The organism is Burkholderia thailandensis E264, assembly GCF_000012365.1.
GTDB classification, from domain to species: Bacteria; Pseudomonadota; Gammaproteobacteria; order Burkholderiales; family Burkholderiaceae; genus Burkholderia; species Burkholderia thailandensis.
Window position 1 is genome coordinate 2,828,134 of sequence record NC_007651.1, and the last position, 23,972, is coordinate 2,852,105.

The 23,972-nt window shown below is 68.3% G+C and carries 23 protein-coding genes; 7 read left to right on the plus strand and 16 right to left on the minus strand.

The window, feature by feature from the left end:
* Positions 1-132: 132 nt before the first annotated feature.
* The 11 genes from rbsK to BTH_RS35770 form a co-directional block, all read right to left on the minus strand.
* Positions 133-1,107 carry a ribokinase gene (rbsK, locus tag BTH_RS24795; RefSeq protein WP_009891298.1) on the minus strand — a complete coding sequence of 325 codons (975 nt, stop codon included), beginning with the start codon at positions 1,105-1,107 and terminating at the stop codon, positions 133-135.
* Positions 1,104-2,135, minus strand: coding sequence for a LacI family DNA-binding transcriptional regulator (locus BTH_RS24800; RefSeq protein ID WP_009891299.1), 1,032 nt, complete (start codon positions 2,133-2,135; stop codon positions 1,104-1,106). The genes rbsK and BTH_RS24800 overlap by 4 nt, the downstream gene beginning before the upstream one ends.
* Positions 2,136-2,164: 29 nt before the next feature.
* Entirely contained in the window at positions 2,165-3,178 is a 1,014-nt protein-coding gene (locus BTH_RS24805) for an ABC transporter permease (RefSeq protein WP_009891304.1), read from the minus strand.
* Positions 3,179-3,257: 79 nt separating this feature from the next.
* Positions 3,258-4,847, minus strand: coding sequence for a sugar ABC transporter ATP-binding protein (locus BTH_RS24810; protein ID WP_025369403.1), 1,590 nt, complete (start codon positions 4,845-4,847; stop codon positions 3,258-3,260).
* A 141-nt stretch (positions 4,848-4,988) separates the two neighbouring features.
* Entirely contained in the window at positions 4,989-5,951 is a 963-nt protein-coding gene (locus BTH_RS24815; protein WP_009891306.1) for a sugar ABC transporter substrate-binding protein, read from the minus strand.
* Between the two features lie 397 nt (positions 5,952-6,348).
* On the minus strand, positions 6,349-7,275 hold the full coding sequence (locus tag BTH_RS24825; RefSeq protein WP_009891308.1) for a CysB family HTH-type transcriptional regulator: 927 nt from the start codon (positions 7,273-7,275) through the stop codon (positions 6,349-6,351).
* Between the two features lie 71 nt (positions 7,276-7,346).
* The gene (locus BTH_RS24830) at positions 7,347-8,402 is read right to left on the minus strand and encodes a sulfate/molybdate ABC transporter ATP-binding protein (RefSeq protein WP_009891312.1); all 1,056 of its coding nucleotides are present in this window, start codon (positions 8,400-8,402) and stop codon (positions 7,347-7,349) included.
* Between the two features lie 13 nt (positions 8,403-8,415).
* Positions 8,416-9,438, minus strand: a complete 1,023-nt coding sequence (gene cysW / locus BTH_RS24835; protein ID WP_011402389.1) for a sulfate ABC transporter permease subunit CysW — start codon at positions 9,436-9,438, stop codon at positions 8,416-8,418.
* Positions 9,435-10,328, minus strand: coding sequence for a sulfate ABC transporter permease subunit CysT (gene cysT, locus BTH_RS24840; protein WP_009891318.1), 894 nt, complete (start codon positions 10,326-10,328; stop codon positions 9,435-9,437). The genes cysW and cysT overlap by 4 nt, the downstream gene beginning before the upstream one ends.
* A 133-nt stretch (positions 10,329-10,461) precedes the next feature.
* Positions 10,462-11,499, minus strand: a complete 1,038-nt coding sequence (locus BTH_RS24845) for a sulfate ABC transporter substrate-binding protein (protein WP_009891321.1) — start codon at positions 11,497-11,499, stop codon at positions 10,462-10,464.
* A 113-nt stretch (positions 11,500-11,612) separates the two neighbouring features.
* Complete coding sequence (locus BTH_RS35770; protein ID WP_009905607.1) at positions 11,613-11,786, minus strand: hypothetical protein; 174 nt, start codon at positions 11,784-11,786, stop codon at positions 11,613-11,615.
* Positions 11,787-11,789: 3 nt separating this feature from the next.
* Between BTH_RS35770 and lexA the strand changes: the two genes are divergently transcribed.
* The 3 genes from lexA (at position 11,790) to BTH_RS24860 (ending at position 13,974) form a co-directional block, all read left to right on the plus strand.
* Positions 11,790-12,437, plus strand: coding sequence for a transcriptional repressor LexA (gene lexA / locus BTH_RS24850; RefSeq protein ID WP_009891323.1), 648 nt, complete (start codon positions 11,790-11,792; stop codon positions 12,435-12,437).
* A gap of 64 nt (positions 12,438-12,501) precedes the next feature.
* A complete protein-coding gene (locus tag BTH_RS24855) occupies positions 12,502-12,828 on the plus strand; it encodes a hypothetical protein (RefSeq protein ID WP_009891324.1) in 327 nt (108 codons plus the stop codon).
* A 411-nt stretch (positions 12,829-13,239) separates the two neighbouring features.
* Positions 13,240-13,974 carry a DUF2939 domain-containing protein gene (locus BTH_RS24860; protein WP_009891325.1) on the plus strand — a complete coding sequence of 245 codons (735 nt, stop codon included), beginning with the start codon at positions 13,240-13,242 and terminating at the stop codon, positions 13,972-13,974.
* Between the two features lie 298 nt (positions 13,975-14,272).
* On the opposite strand, the gene BTH_RS24865 is transcribed toward BTH_RS24860, so the two are convergent.
* Positions 14,273-14,764 (minus strand): universal stress protein, encoded by a 492-nt coding sequence (locus BTH_RS24865; RefSeq protein WP_009891326.1) that lies wholly within the window; start codon positions 14,762-14,764, stop codon positions 14,273-14,275.
* A gap of 184 nt (positions 14,765-14,948) precedes the next feature.
* Here BTH_RS24865 and nodI point away from each other — a divergent pair, with 184 nt between their 5' ends.
* Both nodI and BTH_RS24875 read left to right on the plus strand, forming a co-directional pair.
* Complete coding sequence (gene nodI, locus BTH_RS24870) at positions 14,949-15,908, plus strand: nodulation factor ABC transporter ATP-binding protein NodI (protein ID WP_258007058.1); 960 nt, start codon at positions 14,949-14,951, stop codon at positions 15,906-15,908.
* Positions 15,909-15,912: 4 nt separating this feature from the next.
* A complete protein-coding gene (locus BTH_RS24875) occupies positions 15,913-16,749 on the plus strand; it encodes an ABC transporter permease (protein WP_009891328.1) in 837 nt (278 codons plus the stop codon).
* Positions 16,750-16,863: 114 nt separating this feature from the next.
* Here the strand turns inward: BTH_RS24875 and BTH_RS24880 are convergent, their stop codons facing one another.
* The 4 genes from BTH_RS24880 to BTH_RS24900 all read right to left on the minus strand — a co-directional run bounded on the left by BTH_RS24880 (position 16,864) and on the right by BTH_RS24900 (position 20,725).
* Positions 16,864-17,286: a hypothetical protein gene (locus tag BTH_RS24880; protein WP_004526894.1), complete on the minus strand. Its 423-nt coding sequence runs from the start codon at positions 17,284-17,286 to the stop codon at positions 16,864-16,866.
* A gap of 322 nt (positions 17,287-17,608) precedes the next feature.
* Positions 17,609-18,670 carry a permease gene (locus tag BTH_RS24890; protein WP_009891340.1) on the minus strand — a complete coding sequence of 354 codons (1,062 nt, stop codon included), beginning with the start codon at positions 18,668-18,670 and terminating at the stop codon, positions 17,609-17,611.
* A 313-nt stretch (positions 18,671-18,983) separates the two neighbouring features.
* Complete coding sequence (locus BTH_RS24895; protein WP_009891341.1) at positions 18,984-20,036, minus strand: NADP(H)-dependent aldo-keto reductase; 1,053 nt, start codon at positions 20,034-20,036, stop codon at positions 18,984-18,986.
* A 251-nt stretch (positions 20,037-20,287) separates the two neighbouring features.
* The gene (locus BTH_RS24900) at positions 20,288-20,725 is read right to left on the minus strand and encodes a PaaI family thioesterase (RefSeq protein WP_009891343.1); all 438 of its coding nucleotides are present in this window, start codon (positions 20,723-20,725) and stop codon (positions 20,288-20,290) included.
* A gap of 182 nt (positions 20,726-20,907) precedes the next feature.
* Between BTH_RS24900 and BTH_RS24905 the strand changes: the two genes are divergently transcribed.
* Together BTH_RS24905 and BTH_RS24915 are read left to right on the plus strand one after the other, a co-directional pair.
* The gene (locus BTH_RS24905) at positions 20,908-21,381 is read left to right on the plus strand and encodes a winged helix-turn-helix transcriptional regulator (protein WP_009891345.1); all 474 of its coding nucleotides are present in this window, start codon (positions 20,908-20,910) and stop codon (positions 21,379-21,381) included.
* Positions 21,382-22,558: 1,177 nt separating this feature from the next.
* On the plus strand, positions 22,559-23,860 hold the full coding sequence (locus BTH_RS24915) for a dicarboxylate/amino acid:cation symporter (RefSeq protein WP_009891350.1): 1,302 nt from the start codon (positions 22,559-22,561) through the stop codon (positions 23,858-23,860).
* Positions 23,861-23,972: the final 112 nt, after the last annotated feature.

Sequence of the window (23,972 nt, forward strand, 5' to 3'; positions counted from 1 at the left end):
TTGTTTACGGCTTTCGACAGGAAGACTTGATCCGGGCAGCCGCCCGCGCAAAGAAAATCTTGTTCGCCACGACCGCCGGATTCGATATTTTCTTTCTATTTACTTACGAAACCCGGCGCGACGTGGCGCGCGTCACGCCGGGTCCGGCGCGAACGCGTCGAGCTCGGCGAGCGTCGGAATCGACGGCTGCGCGCCCGCGCGCGTGACCGACAGCGCGGCCGCGCGCTGCGCGAACCGGATCGCGTCGTGCGGCGTGTCGCCCGCGGCGAGCCGTGCGGCGAAGCCGCCGATGAACGTGTCGCCGGCGGCCGTCGTGTCCACGGGCGTGACGCGCGGCGCCGGGTAATGGCGCGCGACGCCGTCCGCCGTCAGCGCGACCGCGCCCTGGCCGCCCAGCGTGACGATCACGTTGCGCGCGCCCGCCGCCGCGAGCGCGCGCGCGGCGGCCTCGGCGCTCGCCGGATCGCGCACCGGCGAGCCGGTCAGCGCGGCGGCCTCGATTTCATTCGGGATCAGATAGTCGACGAGCGGCAGCCAGTCGGCAGGCAGCGGCCCGACGGCGGGCGCCGGATTCAGCACGACCGTCTTGCCGAGACGGCGGCCGGCCGCGAGCGCCGCGCGGACCGCGTCGCCGGGCGTTTCGAGTTGGCAGATCAGCACGTCGGCCGCGGCGATCGCCGCGTCGTGCTCGGCGATCGCTTCGGGCGTCACCTCGCCGTTGCTGCCCGCGACGATCACGATCGCGTTCTGGCTCGCGTCGTCGACGACGATGAGCGCGACGCCCGTCGTCGCCGTCGTGCTCACCGACAGCGCGCCGCAGTCGATCCCCTCGGCGACGAGCCCCGCGCGCAGCGCGGCGCCGTGCGCATCCGAGCCGACGCGCCCGAGCATCGCGACCTGCGCGCCGAGCCGCGCGGCCGCGACCGCCTGATTGCCGCCCTTGCCGCCCGCCGCCTGCGCGAACGAGCGCCCGGCGAGCGTCTCGCCCGGCTGCGGCAGCCGCGGCGAGCGCACGACGAGGTCCATGTTCAGGCTGCCGACCACCATCACCTTGCCGGTGCGCACGGGCGCGGCCCGCCCGGCGGCGCGTTCGACGGCGGCCGTCATCCGCGATATCCGGCGTCGGCCGGCTCCACATAGACGGTCGTCGATTCGCGCAGCACGAGGCGCGGCGACACGACGCGCCGCCGCTGCGGCGCGCCCGACGCACCGCCGCCGATCCGCTCGATCAGCGTCTGCGCGGCCATCTCGCCCAGCGCGCGCACCGATTGGCCGACCGTCGACAGCGCCGGATACGTGTAGCGCGACAGCTCGATGTCGTCGAAGCCGATGATCGAGCAGTCGGCGGGCACGCGGATGCCGCGCTCGGCGGCCGCGCGCAGCGCGCCGAGCCCCATCAGATCGTTGCCGGCGAAGATCGCGCTCGGGCGCACGCTATCGAACAGGCGCACGGCCGCGTGATAGCCGCCCATGCACGAGAAGTCGCTTTCGGCGATCGCGCCCGGCACGATGTCGATCCCGCGCTCGGCCATCGCGCGAATGAAGCCGTGCACGCGCATCGCGCTCACGGCGGTCGACACCGCGCCCGTGATGCAGCCGATCTTCGCGTGGCCGAGTTCGAGCAGATGGCGCGTGGCCAGATACGCGCCGCGCTCATGGTCGATCTGCACGAGATCGGCCGCGAGCCCCTCGATGTTCCGGTCGACCACGACGAGCGGCTCGCGCGTGTCGGCGAGCGTCTGCGCGAGCACCGCGTCGTCGCCCGCGGACGCGATGATGAGCCCGTCGATGCGCTTTTCCTGCAGCACGCGCAGGTAGTTGCGCTGCTTCTCGGGATCGTCGTCCGAGTTGCACAGGAACACGCAGTAGCCGGACAGCGCGCACTGGTCTTCGATGCCGCGCGCGAGCTCGGCGAAGTACGGGTTCGTGCTGTTCGGCACCACGAGGCCGATGGTGGCCGTCGAGCGCGCCTTCAGCGAGCGCGCGACGGCCGACGGCACGTAGTTGAGCTCGCGGATCGCCCGCTCCACCTTGGCACGCACGTCAGCCGACACGGGCCGCGAGTTGTTGACCACGTGCGATACCGTCGTGAACGATACGCCGGCGATGGCCGCCACATCCTTGATCGTCGCCATTCCGTTTCTCTCTGGTTCGTTGTTCTTTGCTATCCCCGCGCGCGCCGGCTGCGATACGTGTCGAGCACGACGGCCACGACGATCACGGCGCCGGTGATGATGCGCTTGGTCGGTTCGTTCGCGCCGATCTGCGCGAGCCCCGCCGCGAGCACCGAGATGATCAACACGCCGAAGAACGTGCTGACGACCGAGCCGCGACCGCCCATCAAGCTCGTGCCGCCGATCACGACGGCCGCGATCACCTGCAGCTCGAGGCCCGCGCCCGCGTTCGGATCGGCGGCTTCGAGCCGGGAGATCTGGAACAGCGCGGCGAGCCCGCCGAGCGCGCCCATCAGCGCGAAAACGATGATTTTATACGGCCGCGGGTTAACCCCGGCCAGTCGCACCGCTTCCTCGTTCGTGCCGATGCCGACGAGGTAGCGGCCGAACACGGTGCGCGCGAGCACGAACTGCGCGACGATCATCACCGCCACCGCGATCAGGAACGCGGGCGAGATGCCGAGCGCGATCGGGTTCGACAGGAAGTCGAACGCATCGCCGATGTAGGCGGTGCGCGAATTCGTCAATTGATACGCGACGCCGCGCGCCGCCTCGAGCACGCCGAGCGACACGATGAACGACGGAATCCGCCAGCCGACCGTCACCGCGCCCGTGAGCGTGCCCGTCGCGGCGGCGGCCGCGACGCCGATGAGCGCGGCGGCGAGCGGCGGCCACTGCCAGCGCAGCGCGGCGACGCTCACGACCGACGCCGCGAGCGCGAGCACCGAGCCGACCGACAGGTCGATCCCCGCGATGATGAGCACGAAGGTCATGCCGACCGACAGCACCACGAGGTCCGGAATCTGGTTCGCGATCGTGCTGAACGTGTCGTACGTGAGGAAATGCGAGCTGAGCGTCGAGAAAAGCGCGATCAGCGCGATCAGCGCGAGCGCGAGCCCGACGTAGTTCGACAGGCCGAGCCGCACGCCAGCCGGCTTCGCCGCGACGGCCCCCGGCTGCCCGGACGGGGCATCGGCGTTTCGGTCGATGGATCGGTCGTTCATCGTGAAAATCCTGTGTGTTGCTGCGTCGATATGGAGTGAGCCCGTGCGCCGGCTTCCGAGCCGCGTCGAGCGCGGCCCGCTACGCGGCGGTTCGCGCGCCGCCGGGCGGGTGCAACGCCGCATCGCGGCGCGCGTAGCCGGCGAACGCGGCGGCGAGGAGCGCGTCCTGCGTCCACGCGCCGCGCTCGAACACGGCATGCATCCGCCCCGCCGACATCACGCCGATCCGGTCGCAGATCAGCATCAGCTCGCGCAGGTCGCTCGACACGACGACGATCGCGCGGCCCTCGCGCGCGAGCGCGTCGAGCAGCGCATAGATGTCGAACTTCGCGCCGACATCGATCCCGCGGGTCGGCTCGTCGAACAGCAGCACGCCCATGTCGCGGCCGAGCCAGCGGCCGATCGCGACCTTCTGCTGATTGCCGCCCGACAGCTCCGACACCGGCTGCGCGGGGCCGCGCGCGCGGATGCGCAGCGCGTCGATCTGCCGGGCGGCGAGCGCGTTTTCCCGCTCGCCGTCGACGACCCCGCCGCGCGCGACGCGCGCAAGCTGCCCGAGCGACAGGTTCGCCGCGATCGACTGCGACAGCAGCAGCCCCTCGCCCTTGCGGTCTTCGCTGACGAGCGCGATGCCGTGGCGCACCGCGTCGGCGGGCGAGCGGATCGCCGCGGGCCGCGGCGGATCGCCGACCGACACGGTGCCGCCGTCCGCCATGTCCGCGCCGTAGACGAGCCGCAGCAACTCGGTGCGCCCCGCGCCGATCAGCCCGGAAACGCCGAAGATCTCGCCCGAGCGCACGTCGAACGACACGTCGCGCACCGCGCCGCCGCGCGAGAGCCGCTCCACCTTCAGGCGAGGCGCGCCCGGCGTGCGCGTGCCGTGCACCGCCTGCTCGGCGATCTCGCGCCCGGCCATCAGCGCGACGAGCCGATCGATCGGCTGCGCGTCGATCCGGTCGACGTGCACGAGCCGGCCGTCGCGCAACACCGCCACCCGCTGCGCGACCCGCGCGAGCTCCTCGAGCCGGTGCGAGATGTAGACGAGCGCGACGCCGTCGGCCTTCAGCCGCGCGATCTGGTCGAACAGCAGCTCGACCTCGCGCGCGGTCAGCATCGCGGTCGGCTCGTCGAGGATCAGCACGCGGCAGTCGCCCGCGAGGCTGCGCGCGATCTCGACCATCTGCTGATGGCCGATTCCGAGCGCGCCGACGGGCGTGTCGGGATCGAGCGAATCGAGCCCGACGCGCGCCATCGCCGTGCGCGCGTCGGCCGCGAGCCGCCTGCGGTCGATCACGCCGAACCGGTGCGGCAGGCGGTCGAGAAACAGGTTCTCGGCGACGGTGAGCGTCGGCACGAGGTTGAGCTCCTGCATCACCATCCGCACGCCGAGCGCCTCCGCGTGCGCGCGGCTTTGCGGCGCATACTCCGCGCCCGCCAGCCGCATCGCGCCCGTCGTCGGCGCGACGAGCCCGGCGACGATCTTCGACAGCGTGCTCTTGCCCGCGCCGTTCTCGCCCGTCAGCGCGAGCGCCTCGCCCGGATAGAGCGTGAGCGACACGTCGGCGAGCACGGGCTCGGCGTAGGTCTTGCCGATGCCCGTCACGACGAGCGTCGGCGCAGCCGGCATGGTCGACGTACCGGGCGTCGAATCTGGGTCGGTCGAATCCATCGCGATCCTGGTGAAATGCGGTTGTCGCGATCCGCGCGAGCCGCGCGGACGAGGGCGCGAGGCGGCCGAGGTCACGCTCTGACCTGATATCGGCCGCCACGCGGCGTTCTTGAGCGGCGCGCCGCGCGCCGCCGCGCCGGGTTACGGCTTCGTCACGAGATCGACAGGCGTCGCGACGACCCCCGTCATGTCGGCCTGCTTGCGATGCTCGGCGAGCGCCTTGAGCGCCGTGTCGATGCCGAACACGGCCTGCTTCGCCGCGTACTGGTCGGCCGTCGCGAGCACGCGGCCGTCCTTGAGCATCGGCTTGATCGCGTTGATGTTGTCGTAGCCGACGACGTACACCTTGCCCTGACGGCCCGCCGCGCGCACCGCGGACACGGCGCCGATCGCCATGTTGTCGTTGCCGCAGAGGAGCGCCTTCAGGTTCGGGTATTCATTGAGCATCGCGGAGGCGACCGCGTTGCCCTTGTCGATCTCCCATTCGCCCGACTGGACCGACACGACCTTCGCGCCCACCGCCTTCATCGCGTCCTGAAAGCCTGCGGTGCGCTGCTGCGCGTTGGTGGTCGTCGGCACGCCCTCGACGATGCCGACCTGATCGCCCGCCTTCAGCCGCTTCGCGAGATAGTCGCCGACCATCCGCGCGCCCTTGCGGTTGTCCGGGCCGACGAACGGCACGTTCAGGTTCTTCGACTTGAGCACGTCCGGATCGAGCCGATTGTCGATGTTGACGACGATGATCCCCGCGTCGACGGCTTTCTTGACGACGGGCACGAGCGCCTTCGAATCCGCGGGCGCGAGCACGATCGCGTCGACCTTCGACACGATCATCTGCTCGACGATGCGGATCTGGCTCGCGGTGTCCGTTTCGTCCTTGATGCCGTTCGTGACGAGATCGAACTGGCTCGCGTTGTGTTTCTGGTATTCCTTCGCGCCGTTCTCCATCGTGAGGAAGAACTCGTTGGCGAGCGACTTCATCACGAGGGCGACCTTCGGCTTGTGCGCGGTCTCGGCGCGCGCGATCGAGAACGGTCCGGCGGCGGCGACGGCGACGCAAACGGCCGCGGCGGCTAGCACGCGGCGGCGGAGGCTGACATCCATGCGACTCTCCTGGCAGTGGTTGTGGTCCCGGACGGATCGAGTGTCGTTTTCACGACGAGCAAACGTTTGCGAAGACCAAACCGGCAAGGCGTGTCAAACATCTGCGCCACGAAGGGAATACGTCGGAAGAGACTGCCTGCGTCCGGTAGGTCGCGCAAACTGCGCATCCCGGTCCTTTTTCTTGATATCGGGAGCGCCTATCGTCAGCTTTTTCTTCGCATTACGCAACGCCGATTCGGGCAATTAAGGGTTTGTGCGGAGCCCCGGCGGAAAGGCAAACGACAGGCGCGGCGGCACGAAATCGAACGGCGGCGCGTGGCGGCGAAAAGCGCGAAGGCCGAACCGAACCGCGCCGTCGCTCACGCTCGACTCATACCCGACTCACACCCCGGCCCGGTCAGGCCGCTTCCCGCAATTGCCCGGCGATCTCGCCTTCGGACAGATGCGGCGCGAACATCTCGATCAGCCGGTACGCATACGCGCGCAGGAACGCGCCGCGACGCAGGCCGACGCGCGTCGTGCTCGCCTCGAACAGATGCTGCGTGTCGAGCGCGACGAGCCCCGTGTCCCGCTGCGCGTCATACGCCATCGCGGCGACGACGCCGATCCCCATCCCGAGCTCGACGTAGGTCTTGATCACGTCCGCGTCGATCGCCGTGAGCACGACGTCCGGCACCGCGCCCGCATCCGCGAACGCCTGGTCGATGTGCGAGCGGCCGGTGAAGTCCTGGTCGTACGTGATGATCGGATATTCGGCGATGTCGTCGAGCGTCACGCTCTCGCGGCCGACGAGCGGATGCCCCTTCGGCACGACGACGACGTGATGCCACGAATAGCACGGAAACGTGACGATGTCCGGATAGCGGTCGAGCGCCTCGGTCGAGATGCCGAGATCCGCCTCGCCGTTCAGGATCATCTGCGCGATCTGCTGCGGGCTGCCCTGGCGCAGCGCGAGATGCACCTTCGGATAGACCTCCGTGAACTGGCGGATCACCTTCGGCAGCGCGTAGCGCGCCTGCGTGTGCGTCGTCGCGACGACGAGGTGGCCGCTGTCCTGGTCCGCGAACTGGCGCGCGACGCGGCGCAGGTTCTCCGCGTCGAGCAGCATCCGCTCGATCAGTTGATGGACCGCCTTGCCGGGCTCGGTCAGCCCCGTGAGGCGCTTGCCCCGGCGAATGAAGATGTCGACGCCGAGTTCGTCCTCCAGATCCTTGATCTGCTTCGACACGCCCGACTGCGACGTGTACAGCACGTTCGCGACTTCCGTCAGGTTCATGTTCTGCCGCACCGCTTCGCGCACGAAGCGCAACTGTTGGAAATTCATGGGTAGCCTCTCAGGCGATGTCTTTGTTGGTCTGTGAAATCCGCATGCGCGCGCCGCTCGCCGGAGCGCCGTCAGCGCGCCGGAAACACGCGCACCGCGCGCGGCACGACGGTCAGCGCGTCGCCGACGTCGAGCGCGAGCGCGCGCCACGCGTTGCGATCGAGCTCCGCCTCGAGCACGCCGCCCGAGCGCGCGGCAAGCTCGACGCGCACCGAGCCGCCGAGCGGCACGACGCGCCGCACGTCGGCCGCGATGCCGTCCGCGCGCGCGTGCGGCGCGGCGAGCTCCAGATCGTGCGGGCGCACGTACGCGCGCGCCGGGCCCGCGAAATCCGCGTCGACGGCGATCGCCTGCGCCGCGCCGTGCGCGACGAAGCCCTGGCCGCTCACGGTGCCGTCGAGCCGGTTCGCCGCGCCGAGGAACTCATAGACGAACGCGCTGCGCGGATGATCGTAGACATCCTGCGGGCTGCCGACCTGCTCGACGCGGCCGTGATCGAGCACGACGATCCGGTCGGCCACCTCGAGCGCCTCCTCCTGGTCGTGCGTGACGAAGATCGTCGAGATGTGCAGATCGTCGTGCAGCCGGCGCAGCCAGCCGCGCAGTTCCTTGCGCACCTTCGCGTCGAGCGCGCCGAACGGCTCGTCGAGCAGCAGCACCTTCGGCTCGACGGCGAGCGCGCGCGCGAGCGCGATCCGCTGCCGCTGGCCGCCCGACAGCTCGGACGGATAGCGCTGCGCGAGCCAGTCGAGCTGCACGAGCGACAGCAGCTCGTGCACCTTCGCGCGGATCGCGGCTTCGCCCGGCCGCTCGCGGCGCGGCTTCACGCGCAACCCGAACGCGACGTTCTCGAACACCGTCATGTGCCGGAACAGCGCGTAGTGCTGGAACACGAAGCCGACCTGCCGCTCGCGCGCGCCGACCGACGCGACGTCGAGCCCCTGCAGCACGACCTGCCCCGAATCCGCGTGCTCGAGGCCCGCGATCACGCGCAGCAGCGTCGTCTTGCCGCACCCGGACGGCCCGAGGAGCGCGACGAGCTCGCCCGCCGGAAAATCGAGCGTGACGTCGTCGAGCGCGGTGAAATCGCCGAAGCGCTTGTGCAGATTACGAACGGTGATGCCCATCTGGTTTGCCTCTTTACGAAATCGACGAAGTGACGGCCGCGCCCGGGTGCGCGGCGGCGGCGGGCGCGTCGTCGCGGCCGTGCGCGAGTTCGGCGGACAGCCGCCGCTCGGCGAAGAGCTTGAGCGCGAGCGTGACGAGCGCGAGCAGCGCGAGCACCGACGCCACCGCGAACGCGGCCGCGAAGTTGTACTCGTTGTAGAGAATCTCGACGTGCAGCGGCATCGTGTCGGTCTGGCCGCGGATGTGCCCCGACACGACCGACACCGCGCCGAACTCGCCCATCGCGCGCGCGTTGCAGAGAATCACGCCGTACAGCAGGCCCCACTTCACGTTCGGCAACGTGACGCGCCTGAAGATCTGCCAGCCGGATGCGCCGAGCACGCGCGCCGCTTCCTCCTCGTCGGAGCCTTGCGCCTGCATGAGCGGAATCAGCTCGCGCGCGACGAACGGGAACGTGACGAAGATCGTCGCGAGCACGATGCCCGGCACGGCGAAGATGATCTGCACGTCGTGCGCCTGCAGCCACGGGCCGAGCCAGCCCTGCGCGCCGAACAGCAGCACGTACACGAGGCCCGAGATCACGGGCGACACCGAGAACGGCAGGTCGATGAGCGTCGTCAGCAGCGCTTTGCCCTTGAACTCGAACTTCGCGATCGCCCACGAAGCGCACACGCCGAACACCAGATTGAGCGGCACCGCGATCGCGGCGACGGTCAGCGTGAGCTTGATCGCCGACCACGCGTCCGGATCGGCGAGCGATTCGAGATAGAAATCGACGCCCTTGCGCAGCGCCTCGAAAAACACCGCGGCGAGCGGCACGACGAGAAAGAGCGCAAGGAACGCGAGCGCCGCGCCCGTGAGCAGCCAGCGCACCGCGCGCGGCTCGCTCACGGGATCGAGACGGCGCGCTCGCGCCGGAGCGCCGGCGGCGCGACGCACCTCACGGACGGATTCACGGCCGGATTCACGGCTGAAATCGCGGCCGGCGTCGGCATGAGCGGCTGCCGCGACGGATCGAACGGTATCGCGGCTCATTGCGTGCCTCCGAGCGCCGCCGCTGCGTGCGCGGCCGGCGCCGGGCCGCTCGCGCCGCGGCTCGTGCGGCGCTGTAGGTACCACTGCAGCGTGTTGATGAGGAGCAGCATCGCGAACGACACGACGAGCATCACGACGGCGAGCGCGGTCGCGCCTGCGTAGTCGTACTGCTCGAGCTTCGTGATGATGAGCAGCGACGTGATTTCCGACTTCATCGGCACGTTGCCGGCGATGAAGATCACCGAGCCGTATTCGCCGAGCGCGCGCGCGAACGCGAGCGCGAAGCCCGTGAGCAGCGCAGGCGTCACGGCGGGCAGCACGACGCGGCGGAACGTGAGCCAGCGCGACGCGCCGAGGCACGCGGCCGCCTCCTCCTGCTCGCGCTCGAAATCCTCGAGAACGGGCTGCACGGTGCGCACGACGAACGGCAGGCCGATGAACGTGAGCGCGACGAGCACGCCGAGCGGCGTGAACGCGATCTTGATGCCGAGCGGCGCGAGACGGCTGCCGATCCAGCCGTTCTGCGCGTACACGGCCGCGAGCGAAATGCCCGCGACCGACGTCGGCAGCGCGAACGGCAAATCGACGATCGCGTCGACGAGCCGCTTGAGCGGGAACGTGTAGCGCACGAGCACCCACGCGACGAGAAAGCCGAACACCGCGTTCACGAGCGCGCCGCCCAGCGCGGCCGCAAACGTGAGCCGGTACGACGCGAGCACGCGCGGCGACGTCGTCGCGGCGACGAACTGGTCCCACGTGAGCGTGGCCGTCTTCAGAAAGGTGGCGGCGAGCGGGATCAGCACCACGAGGCTCAGATAGGCCAGCGTGATGCCGAGCGTCACGCCGAATCCGGGCAGCGCGCTCGGCTTGCGGAAGGTGAACGTCGTCATGCGGAATGCTCTTCCAGGGTGATGCACATGGGTTCAACGGCTCGGCGGACGCGCTGCAACGCGCGTCCGCCGAACCCGATATCGTGTTGTCGCGAAACGGCGCGCGCGTGCGGCGCGCCGCACACGCGCGCGCTCACTGCGGCTGGTAGATCGAATCGAACACGCCGCCGTCGGCGAAATGCGTCTTCTGCGCTTGGGTCCAGCCGCCGAACGTGTCGTCGACCGTGTACAGCTTGAGCTTCGGGAACTGCTTCGTGAGCGCCGCCGGCACGTCCTTCGAGCGCGGCCGGTAGTAGTTGCGCGCGGCGATCTCCTGCCCTTGCCGGCTGTACAGGAAATTCAGGTACGCGTCGGCGAGCCTGCGCGTGCCCTTCTTGTCGACGACCTTGTCGACGACCGCCACGGGCGGCTCCGCGAGAATGCTCGCCGACGGCACGACGATCTCGAACTTGTCGGCGCCGAATTCCTTGATCGACAGGAACGCCTCGTTTTCCCACGCGATCAGCACGTCGCCGATGCCGCGCTGCACGAAGCTCGTCGTCGCGCCGCGCGCGCCCGAATCGAGCACGCCCGCGTTCTTGTACAGCTTCGTGACGAAATCCCTCGCCGTCTGCACGCTGCCGCCCGGCTTGTGTTGCGCATACGCCCACGCGGCGAGGTAGTTCCAGCGCGCGCCGCCCGAGGTCTTCGGGTTCGGCGTGACGATCGACACGCCCGGCTTCGCGAGATCGTCCCAATCCTTGATGGCCTTCGGATTGCCCTTCCTCACGAGAAACACGATCGTCGACGTGTACGGCGACGCGTTGTCCGGCAAGCGCTTCTGCCAATCCTTGTTGATGAGGCCCTTGTTCGCGAGCGCGTCGATGTCGTACGCGAGCGCGAGCGTGACCACGTCCGCCTGCAGCCCGTCGAGCACCGAGCGCGCCTGCGCGCCCGAGCCGCCGTGCGACTGCTTGAAGTTCACCGTCTCGCCCGTCTTCGCCTTCCACTCCTTGCCGAACGCCTGATTGACGTCCTGGTAGAGCTCGCGCGTCGGATCGTATGAGGCGTTCAGCAACGTCGTGTCCGCGAGCGCCGGCGTGAGGGCGCCAAGCACCGCCGCCGCGCCGAGCGCGAATGATGCGATGAGACGGCGCGCCCCGCCTGCCGGCCCCGTGTTGCGCTTGACCATCCGTTGTTCTCCAAATGCGTGGGTCGTTCGTTACGGTTTCTTGCGATTTGTTTGCGATGTCGGGCCAGTCTAACGAACAGGTTTCATCATTAAAAATAATCGTTCCTCATTTTTTAATACTCAAAAGTGGTAAGGCGCGCCCGGATCTCGGCTATCGCGCCCGAAGCGCCGCTTCGACGCGGCCGGATCGCGACGGAATCGCCGCGATAGCGCGGAACCTCAAGTAACGCTTGAATTTCCCGCGACACTGTATAAAAATACAGCTCACTGTCTATCCATACAGTCATGCCATGATCAAACTCACCGCCCGCCAGCAGCAAGTGTTCGACTTGATTCGTCGCGCGATCGAGCGCTCGGGCTTTCCTCCGACGCGCGCGGAAATCGCCGCCGAGCTGGGCTTCAGCTCGCCGAACGCGGCCGAGGAGCACCTGCGGGCGCTCGCGCGCAAGGGCGTGATCGAACTGGCGGCGGGCGCGTCTCGCGGCATCCGTCTGCTCGGCCTCGACGACGCGCCGCATCAGCTGACGCTGCCGCATGCGGCGCTGATGCAGTTGTCGCTGCCGCTCGTCGGCCGTGTGGCGGCGGGCAGCCCGATCCTCGCGCAGGAACATATCTCGCAGCACTACGCGTGCGACCCGGCGCTCTTCTCGAGCAAGCCGGATTACCTGCTGAAGGTACGCGGCCTGTCGATGCGCGACGCCGGCATCCTCGACGGCGATCTGCTCGCCGTGCAGAAGCGCGCCGAGGCGAAGGACGGCCAGATCATCGTCGCGCGGCTCGGCGACGACGTCACGGTCAAGCGCCTGAAGCGCCGGCCGGGCGGCGTCGAGCTGATCGCCGAGAATCCCGACTACGAGAACATCTTCGTGAAGGCCGGCAGCGCGGAATTCGCGCTAGAAGGCATCGCCGTCGGGCTGATCCGCCCGGGTGAGTTCTGATCGCCTTTCGGCCAGCCGCGGCCCCGCCCGTCTATCCGCCATTCGACTGGATCTGGAGAACCCTATGGAACGCCTCGCCCGCCTGCTGCCCTTCCGCCAATTCGGCCGTCTGCGCCATCTGCGCGGGCGTACGCCGTGCACACCGCTCGTCGCCGCTCATGCTCGCGACAACGCCAACGCGCAGCCGTCGCTGCTGCCGTCTGCGCTTCCGGCGTTCGCGCGCGTATCGCTGAACGGTTCGCTCCATCATGCGGAGCCCGCGAGGCGCGCCCCGGTTCGCGTCTATCATGGGCCGTCGCGATTCATCATGGTCGGCACGGTCGACGCGATCTGCCGAATGATCGATCGATGCATCGCCGAGGAACGTTCGCTGACGCAACAAGGCCTGTGATGGCCTAGCAGGCTGTTGAAATTGGGAACGGTGCAAGCGGGCCCACAGAGCGGTGCGTTAGAGATATCGTGTTCACGACCTCGAGCAGGTGAGCCGACGCGTGGAACGGACGAGATGCAAGAACCGCAGTTCACGACGGTAAAGCTGGAAGATCTTGTGCCGGTCGATCACCCGTTGAGGCCGCTGCGGCTGGCTGCCCAAGCGCGGCCGTCATACGGCAATGCACCGTGGCCGGACCGCTCGCGAGCGGTCCAGCCACGACGATCCGTCAGCAGCGTTGCGACCCATCGCATACGACATCCTTTTACGCAGCGATCTCGTGGTCAAGGCGAGGGGCTTTCAGCAGCCTGCTAGGGCCTGTTCACGCGAATGACGAAGCCCCTGGTCCGTTCCTTTCGTCGGAGAGGCCCTTTGAATTCCACTGCGCGCCCGCGAGGGCGCTTCCTGAAACCGGCGTCGATCATCGCGGCGCTGATTGTCGCCGCGGGCTTGGTCGTGTATGCGTACGCATCGCCCTATCTCGCGCTCAGGCAGATGAAGCAGGCGATCGACGCGCGCGACGCGCAGGCGATCAGCGCGTATGTCGATTTCCCCGCGCTGCGAATCAGCCTGAAGCAGCAATTGACCGATGAATTGATGCGGCGCATCGACGCGCGGACGCGCGACAACCCGCTCGCGATCATCGGCGCGATGATCGGGTCGGCGCTTGTTGGCCCGCTCGTCGATGCCTATGCGACACCTGAAGGCGTCGCCATGCTGATGAGCGGCGTGCCGCCGCGTGCGCGGCCCGGACAACGGCTCCCCGGATTGAATCGGCCCGGCGATCAAGCGGCAAGTCCAACCGTGGCCGCCTCCAACGCCGCAAGCACGCCGTCGGGCAGCGCGGGCGACTCAGCGGCCGCGCTGGGTCCGTCGCCTGCGGCAAGCGGTGCGGCAGCGCAAGCCGCCCCCACGCCGGGCATGCCGTCCGCCGCATCGGGCGCGCCGTCCGGCCGATCGCCGCAAACAAGCGCCGGCTATCGAAGCGTCGACGAATTCGTCGTCACGTATCGCCGCGACGACGGCGGCGCGCGTTATGCCGCAGTCTTTCGTCGCAGCGGGATCTTCGGCTGGAAATTGTCGGCGGTCGATTTACACGACGATTGAATCCGGCCCGGGACTCGAGGGCCGGTGCGCTGTACGCCCGTCTGGGGTGACGCACATCGGCACATGCGCCTGCCGCATGCTGCGCGGGCGCGTCAGCCGCGCGCGAGCTGACTGACGGTGGCATGCGCCCCGCGTCGAAGCAAACCGCCGGGATATTCGTCCGCGCGCCCTTCGTCGTGGACGGGGTGGAACCGGTTTGGTCCATTGTCCCGATCGAGCCGATACCGCCGAAGGCCGGCGGCCAGGGAGAGCCGCTCCGTCGATCCCGGTTTCGCCGGCCGGCGAAACCGGCAGCCCGTCAGTGCCCGGCTGTCGCGGTAGCTTCCTTCGCGCTCTCCGCTTTCTGCTCGGCGGGCGACGAACACGCAACCAGAATGCTGCACGACACGCGATCGAGCAGTTGCGTATTGCCGGCCCCCATCCACCATCGCGACAAGCCGCTGCGGCAACGATGGCCGACCACGACGAGATCGACGTTCAGCTTCGTCGCGAGATTCGCGATCTCGTCGATCGGATAGCCGAACGCGAAATGCCCCTGCGCGTGCACGCCGCGCTCGGTCAGCCAGTCGACGCCCTCTTGAAGGATCTCCCGTGCGGTTTCCTCGAAGCGGCTGCACGCGACGTCGGTTAGCAGGCCTGCACTTTGCGCAATGCTCGAGCGCATGTCGACGACCGACAGCAGATGCGTCTCCGCCTTCAGATCGAGCGCCAGATCGGCGCCGCATCGCAACGCCTTGCGGCCTTCGAGCGTGCCGTCGTAGCACAGCAGAATTTTCTTGTAGCTAGCCATAGCGGCCTCCCCAATGCGCGACCCGCGCATAGATTCATCATGCTGCGCCGCAATTCCGGATGCAAGCGCTGGAAAACGCTGATTCGCGTCGCACCGGGAACGCGCGATGATGCGACGCAGGAAGCAGCGACATCTGCGCCGGGATGAAGCAAGCGCGCTGAAGCAATGCGGCCGATGCACTAGAATGGCCCGTTCGTGTCGCACGATTCCAATTGAAAGTCACTTGCCCATGTCTGTCGCACCCATCGATTTTCAACAAGTCGAGAAACGCTACGATGACAAGCTCGTCGTGGACGGCTTGTCGTTTCATGTGCAGCCCGGCGAATGCTTCGGCCTGCTCGGCCCGAACGGCGCCGGCAAGACGACGGCGCTCAAGATGCTGCTCGGCATCACGCATCCCGACGCGGGTTCGATCAGCCTGTGCGGCGAGCCCGTGCCGTCCCGCGCGCGGCACGCGCGGCGGCGCGTCGGCGTCGTGCCGCAATTCGACAACCTCGACCCCGACTTCACCGTTCGCGAGAACCTGCTCGTGTTCGCCCGCTACTTCGGACTCGCTGCGCACGAAGCGCGCGCGCTCGTGCCTCCGCTGCTCGAGTTCGCGAAACTCGAAAACAAGGCGGATGCGAAAGTGGGCGAGCTGTCGGGCGGGATGAAGCGGCGGCTCACGCTCGCGCGGGCGCTCGTCAACAATCCCGACGTGCTCGTGCTCGACGAGCCGACGACGGGCCTCGATCCGCAAGCCCGGCATCTGATGTGGGAGCGGCTGCGCTCGCTTCTCGTTCGCGGCAAGACGATCCTGCTCACCACGCACTTCATGGAAGAGGCCGAGCGCCTGTGCCACCGCCTGTGCGTGATCGAGGAAGGCCGCAAGATCGCGGAAGGCGCGCCGCGCACGCTGATCGAATCGGAGATCGGCTGCGACGTGATCGAGATCTACGGGCCCGATCCCGCGCAGCTTCGCGAGGAGCTCGCGCCGTTCGCCGAGCGAACCGAGATCAGCGGCGAAACGCTCTTTTGCTACGTCGACGATCCGGAGCCGGTCAACGCGCGCCTGAAGGGCCGCGCCGGTCTGCGCTATCTGCACCGCCCCGCGAATCTCGAAGATGTATTCCTGCGGCTGACGGGTCGCGAGATGCAGGATTGAAACGATGGATACACGCCACTACACGCCGTCGCCGGCGGTCGCCCCCCGCCGGCGCGAATCGGCGTTCGCGCTCGCGCTGCCCGCGAACGCCACCAACTGGATCGCCGTCTGGCGTCGCAATTATCTCGTCTGGCAAAAGCTCGCGATCGCGTCGATGTTCGGCAATCTCGCCGACCCGATGATCTATCTGTTCGGCCTCGGTCTCGGGCTCGGGCTGATGGTCGGGCACGTCGAGGGCGTGTCGTACATCGCGTTCCTCGCGGCCGGAACGGTGGGATCGAGCGTGATGATCTCGGCGAGCTTCGAGTCGATGTACTCGGGCTTCTCGCGCATGCATGTGCAGCGCACATGGGAAGCGATCATGCACACGCCGCTGTCGCTCGGCGACATCGTGCTCGGTGAGATCATCTGGGCCGCGAGCAAGGCGATGCTGTCGGGCGCGGCGATCATGCTCGTCGCCGGCGTCCTCGGCTATGCGAAGTTTCCGTCGATGCTCGTCGCGCTGCCGGTGATCGCGCTCGCCGGCGTCGCGTTCGCGAGCCTCGCGATGATCGTCACCTCGCTCGCGCCGTCCTACGATTTCTTCATGTTCTATCAGACGCTCGTGCTGACGCCGATGCTGCTGCTGTCGGGCGTGTTTTTCCCGCTCGCGCAGTTGCCCGAATTCGCGCGACACATCGCACACGCGCTGCCGCTCGCGAATGCGGTCGACCTGATCCGCCCCGCGATGCTCGATCGTCCCGCGACCGACGTCGCGCTTCACGTCGCCATACTCGCCGCATATGCGGTCGGCGGATTCTTCGTCTGCGCGCGCCTGTTCAGGCGCCGAATGATGCGCTGACCGAACCGGCCCGCGCGGGTCGGCGCGCGGCGCCGAACGCCGGACGAGCCGGCGGTTCGGCCCGCGCCGCCCCGATGCGGCGCGCGGCCGCCCACGCAACCTTCACGCGGCCGCTTACTCGTCGTCGTCGCTCCACGGCATCTCGACGTCGGTCAGGAACGCGACGGTCGCAAGCGGCCCGCCCTCCTGCCGGCCGAGCTTGCCGTCCGCGCGGTGCCATTCGACGCGGAACATCGTGCCCGGGTCGTCGGCAAGCAGATACACGGTACGCAACTCCTCCGGATCGGCATCCTCGACCGGGCCGTCGAACGACACGAGCATCTTCTGCGGCCACACGCCGTTGACCGGATCGTAGACACGCTCGCCCTGCGCAATGTCGATGCTCGCCTCGACGCCGATCGTCGCCGACGCCTCGACGATCATCTTGCCGAGCGCGTTCAGCACGGCGGTCGCGCGCGTGGAGTTGGCCTGGCGAATCGCGAGATCGCCGCGCGTCAATGCCTGTTCGAGGCGGGGATGTACCTTGTGTTGCGTCATGCGTTTTCCCGATTGCTTCTGCTTCTGAAAAATGACGGCCGGCCTCGATTCTTCCGAGACCGGCCTAATCGAATGCGCCGCATGCGGACGGCCGGTTTGTCCGCGCGGCGGCCATGCCGGCTCGCCGCGCCCGGCCCGTCGCGCGATCGGCGTCGTCTGACGCGCATCGTGCGCGATGGCGCTCGCCGGCAGCCGGTCGCACGAGGCCCGTCACGCGTTCCGGCATCGCCCGCCCCGCGTACGCGCCGATGCCCAGGTCACGCCGCACGCGCGCGCCGAACGGATTTCGCCGGCTGGCCGCCCGCGGTTCGGCCAAGCCCGCTCAGAATCCGAGCGCGACCGCCGCCAGCCCGCCGACCACCCCGAATGCGACGACAAGCGCCGCGACAAGCGCGAGCGTCGTCGGCTTGAACGAGCGCGCCAGCATCGCGAGCGACGGCACGCTGACGGGCGGCAGCGTCATCAGCAGCGCGCCCGCAGGGCCGACGCCCATGCCGAGCGACAGCATCGCCTGGATGATCGGCACTTCGCCCGCGGTCGGAATCACGAACAGCATGCCCGCGATCGCGAATGCGACGATCCAGCCGATCCCGTTGCCGATGTCCGGCCCGATGTGCGGAAACAGCCACGCGCGCGCCGCGCCGAGCAGCAGCACGAGCACCAGATATTCGGGCACGAGGCGCACCGTCATGCGCGCGAAAATCCTCATCCACCGCACGAACGCGTTGCCGGCCGCCGCCTGCTCAGCGACGAGCCTCGCGCGCAACGCATCGTCGACGACGCGCGTCTGCGCGCCAGCGAGACGATTGATCAGATAACCGACGCCGAACACCATCGCAACGCCGAGCACGAGCCGCAGCGCGCTCCAGTGCCAGCCGAGCACGAAGCCCATGAACACGAGCGCGGCGGGATTGAGCACGGTGTTGCCGAGCCAGAACGCGAGCGCGCCACCCGGCGACGCGTCGCGCTCGCGCAGGCCCGCGACGACGGGCGCCGCGCAGCATGTGCACATCATGCCCGGCAGCGCGAGCAGGCCGCCCGCCGCGACACTGCCGAAACCCGTGCCGCCGAGCGCGCGCGCGACCCAGTGCGCGGGCAGGAGCGCCTGCACCGCCGAGCCGAGCAGCAGGCCGAGCACCATCGCCTGCCAGATCGCCTTGCCGTACGCCCACGCATAGTCGAGCGCCGCCTGCAGCGACGGCTCCGGCGCGTGAGCCGCGGTGCCCATCAGGATCGACTGGCCGATCGAGTGGTGCTCGGCCGCGACGAACGCCTTGTGATAGTACGGAAACCACTTCACATAGAAGAGGCCCGCGACGGCCAACACGACGAACGTCGCGAGGCCGAGCGCCGGATGCGGGGTGTAGGAACGGGAGCTGCTCATGCTGGTCGCCGTGTATGCGTGTGTTTGAATGGTATGGCGCATCGAAGCGGAAACCGGAAGCGGACGCATGCCGCGTCGCACCATGCGCGACGGACGGCGGCTTATCGACGCCTCGGCTTCCTCGGTTTCGGATGCGTGATTACGCGTCCGGCCCGACAGGCCGGACAGTCAACGGAAAGCGGCGATTATCGCACGCGGCGCGCGATTCTCCGATCGGGACATATGCGACGGCGTCGCTCGGCACCCTGCCGAACGATGTCCGGCGACGCGGCGGCGCGCCGCGCGGTCCGACAGGCCGACAGCCCGCCGGCCGCTACGGCGCGGGATTCGGCTGCTGTTCGTGGAGCGCGTCGATTTCGGCAAGGATCTCGGGCGACAGCTTCACGCCGACGCTCGCGATGTTCTCGCGCAATTGCTCGAGCGACGTCGCGCCGATCAGGTTGCTCGTCACGAACGGCCGGCTGTTGACGAACGCGAGCGCGAGCTGCGCGGGCGACAGCCCGTGCCGCTTCGCAAGCGCGACATAGCGCGACGTCGCCTGCACCGCGTGCGGCCTGCTGTAGCGCTGAAAGCGCTCGAACCGCGTGATGCGTGCGCCTTCGGGACGCGCGCCGCCTTCGTACTTGCCCGACAGCCAGCCGAACGCGAGCGGCGAATACGCGAGCAGCCCGATTCGTTCGCGGTGGCTGAACTCCGACAAGCCGTTCTCGAACGTGCGGTTCAGCAGGCTGTACGGATTCTGGATGCCGACGATGCGCGGCAGGCCGAGCTTCTCGGCCGCGTGGAGAAACTGCGCGACGCCCCACGGCGTCTCGTTCGACACGCCGATGTGACGTACCTTGCCCGCCTTGACGAAATCGCCGAGCACGGCGAGCGTCTCTTCGATCGGCACCGTGTACGGATCGTCGATCCACGGATATGCGGGGCGGCCGAACGTCGTCGTACTGCGATCCGGCCAGTGCAACTGGTACAGATCGACGTAGTCGGTGCGCAGGCGCTTCAGGCTGCCGTCGAGCGCCTCGGTCAAGTTCTTGCGATCGAACTGGTTGCCCGCACCGCGAATGTGCGTCGGATTGTGCGGCTGGCGCGCGGGGCCGGCGATCTTCGTCGCGATCGTCAGCTTCTCGCGCAGCGCCGGGCGCTTCGCGAGCCACCTGCCGAGATATGCCTCCGTGCGGCCTTGCGTGTCCGCCTTCGGCGGCACCGGATACATCTCGGCGGTATCGATCAGCGTGACGCCCTGGTCGATCGCGTAGTCGAGCTGCGCATGCGCATCGCTTTCGGTGTTCTGCTCGCCCCAGGTCATCGTGCCGAGACCGATCAGGCTGACTTTGACGCCTGAATCGCCGAGTGTGCGGTATTCCATGCTGAGGTTCCTGTCGCTTCGGATGCAAAGATCCGAACCTAACACATCGGAACGATTGCTTCAGGGCATCGCCCCGTTGTTGCCGCCGGAGCCGCGCTCGCGACGCCGGCGCGGCAGCGATGCTCTCGGATTCCGCCCGCGCCGGAATCGCTCCGCGCCTGCCTGCGCCGCTGCCGCGCGCCGGCCCCCGGGCGCACGGCATCGCCCAGCAGGCGTCAGGCGCGGAACGCACCACACGTGCCACACGCCGCTCATGCCGGCCGCTGAATGAAGCACGTCGCCGACGCGTGCGCGACCACCTTGTCGTCCGGCGTCTTCAACGTGCCTTCCGCGACGCCGAGACTCTTCGACAGGTGGATCACGCGCCCTTCGGCGACGAGATCGACGTCGCGCGGCACCGGGCGCAGCATTTTCACGTGCAGATCGATGGTGCCGTAGCCGACGCCCGGATCGAGCATCGTATGCACCGCGCACCCCGTGACCGAATCGAGCACCGTCGCGGCGAAACCGCCGTGCACGCCGCCGAGCGGATTCAGATGCCGGCCATCGGCGCGCGCGGTCATCTTCACGTAACCGAGCTCGACGCTCTCGGGCCGCATCGGGATCGTCTCGGCGATCGACGCGACGGGCAAGTCGCCCGCCGCCGCGGCGCGCAACAGTTCGAGACCGGACAGGGAAAGCGGATTCATCGACAACACTCCTTGCAGTGACGCGGAACGCGGCGCGACGCACCGTTAGTTCCAAAAAAGAACTTAATGCGACGCCCATTATTGGCAGACGCCCATCGGCTGTCAACATACGAAAGCGCGGCCGACTCGAGCGTGCGTTCTATAATCGAACGCACTTTCCCCTGCTTTCACGGAATCCGATCATGAAATGGGACGACGTCGGCTCGATGCCGTGCTCGGTCGCTCGCACGCTCGCCGTGCTCGGCGACCGCTGGACGATGCTGATCCTGCGCAACGCGTTTCTCGGCCATCGCCGCTTCGAAGCGTTCCAGACGCAACTCGGGCTCACCCGACACGTGCTTGCGGAGCGGCTCGCGCGGCTCGTCGAGGAAGGCATCTTCACGAAGCGCGCGTATCAGGAGCGGCCGCCGCGCTTCGAGTATCGTCTGTCGCAGAAAGGCCTCGATCTGTATCCGGTACTGCTCGCGCTCACCGCGTGGGGCGACCGCTGGAAGGACGACGGCAAAGGTCCGCCCGTCGTGCTGCGTCACCGCCGATGCGCTCGCGTAATGCACCCGGTGATGGTGTGTTCCGAATGCGGCGAGCCGATCGATCCGCGGGAAGTCGAGCCGATGCCGGGGCCCGGCTGGGCCGAGCGACAGGCGGAGGTCGAGTGACGGCGCGGACGGCTCCCGTCCGCAAGGGCGACGCTCGCGGCGCGATCCGGCGCCCGCATGAGGGAAGGCCGACGAGCGCGTGGCGAACGATCCGCGCCATGACACGCGCTGCGCGCGCAACGCGCAGCCGCCGGATCGCGAGAATGAGCCGGATCGTCGCGATACGCGCTCGCTCATCGCGTCGCGAATTGGGCGGCGGCCGATCCGGCCACGGTTTTCCGCATGCCGGCAAGACCGCTTTTGCGCCTCGGGAGCGGCGACAAGCCCGGCCACGCACGAATCCGCGGCAATCGCTCGTACTGCCCGACGTTCGCGACATCCGCGACGATCGACATGCGCCGCGTCAAATGCACCGGCTCCGCTGCGACCTCATCGCGCGACTGACAAGGAGGCGCGCAACGGCGCAAGCGCTATCGCCGACTCCGCTTATGAAGTCGACCGCGATCCCGCCGCAGCCGGCGGCGTAGACGGCGTATCGCCCCCACCGCTGCTGCGACGGCCGTCGCGGCATGATCCGCTCGAACCGTCCATTGCCGGGTAGGCAATCGTCCATGCCCCGCGCGCGCCTCCCGATCGCCTCAGCCGTGCGCGACACATCGTCGCGGATCGCCGGACACGAAACTTCGGAGCGCGAACCGTTCGTCCAACCGAATGCAAGACGCGCGGCACCTCTCCGATCGGCGCGGCAAGCCCTCGTGATCTGCGAACCGGCGCGGTCGCGCGCCGCCCCGCAAACACCGTCCGCTGCGCGGCGGCGAAACGCGGCACCGAAGAAAACGCCGCGGCGACCGATGAAGACGGACGATCGCGGCCATCGGCCGCCGGTTCGGCGCGACCGCATTCGGCCGCCCCAGCTCGAGCGCGATCGCGAGTCGCCGAAACGGCGCGCACCGCGCCGCCGCAGGCCCGAGGGCACGCGCGACGACAGTCGCGCGACAGACATGCGACACCCTGTCCCGAGCGAACGCTTTCATTTTTGAAAGCGCCCCGGTCAATTGAGGTAACATAGGGCCCGCTTGCGTCGAGCGGCCGCCTCCTGCCGCCCGTCTCCCGCGAGCGTTGTCTGGTGCGTGCCGTACCGGAAGGCGCGCGAACAGCTCAGGTTGTCAGTCCACTGCTTGCACGCCGGCGAGCCGCGCCGTCATTTGCAATACCTGCCGTGCAATTTGGACTCCTCATGAAGAAAAGACGCAACATCACCTCGTACATCGTGATTGCGATGATCCTCGGCATCGCGGTCGGCTATGGTTGCCACAGTGCGTTTCCGGACCCGGCGATCGCGAAGGAAATCGCCGGCTACGTCTCGCTGCTGTCCGACGTGTTCCTGCGTCTCATCAAGATGATCATCGCGCCGCTCGTGTTCGCGACGCTGACGGTCGGCATCGCGCACATGGGCGACACCGGAGCGGTCGGCCGGGTCGGCGTGAAGGCACTCGGCTGGTTCTTCATCGCGTCGTTCACGTCGCTGCTGCTCGGCCTGCTGGCCGCAACGGTCCTGCAGCCGGGCAGTCATCTGAGCCTGCCGCTGCCCGCCACCGATGCCGCCGTCAATCTGAAGACCAGCTCGTTCACGCTGAAGGACTTCGTGATCCACCTGGTGCCGAAGTCGATCGCCGAGGCAATGGCGAACAACGAGATCCTGCAGATCGTCGTGTTCTCGATCTTCTTCGGCACCGCGCTGTCCGCGCTCGGCGACGCCGGCAAACGGCTGACCGGCGTGATCGAGGATCTCGCGCAAGTGATGCTGAAGGTCACGGGCGCCGTGATGTGGTTCGCGCCCGTCGCGGTGTTCGCGGCGCTCGCGTCGACGATCACGACGGAAGGGCTCGGCATCCTGCTCACGTTCGCGAAGTTCATGGGCAGCTTCTATATCGCACTTGCGCTGCTGTGGGGCGTGCTCACGCTCGCCGGCATCGTGTTTCTCGGCAAGCGCACGTTCACGCTGATCCGCCTGATCCGCGAGCCGTTCCTGCTGTCGTTCGCGACCGCAAGCTCGGAGGCCGCGTATCCGAAGCTGCTCGACGCGCTCGACCGCTTCGGCGTGAACCGCAAGATTTCGAGCTTCGTGCTGCCGATCGGCTATTCGTTCAACCTCGACGGCTCGATGATGTACTGCACGTTCGCGGTGCTGTTCATCGCGCAGGTATACGGCGTCCACTTGCCGCTCGGCACGCAGATCACGATGCTGCTTCTGCTGATGCTGACGTCGAAGGGCATGGCCGGCGTGCCGCGCGCGTCGCTCGTCGTGATCGCGGCGACGCTCAACCAGTTCCACCTGCCCGAAGCAGGCCTGCTGCTGATCATGGGCGTCGACATGTTCCTCGACATGGGCCGATCGGCGACCAATGCTGTCGGCAATTCGATCGCGGCCGCCGTCGTCGCGAAGTGGGAAGGCCAGCTCGACGACCCGCGCGACGATGCCGACCCCGACAGCGGCCACGCGTCGCGCGAATCGCCGCAAATCACGGAGCGCGTGTAGCGCGCGCACTCGCACAGGCCGGGCCGCTCCCGATCGTCCGCGCCAAGCCGGCGGCGGCACGCCCGGCCCGCGACGCCCGATGGCCGCCTTGCGGTAAAATGCCGGGTTGTCC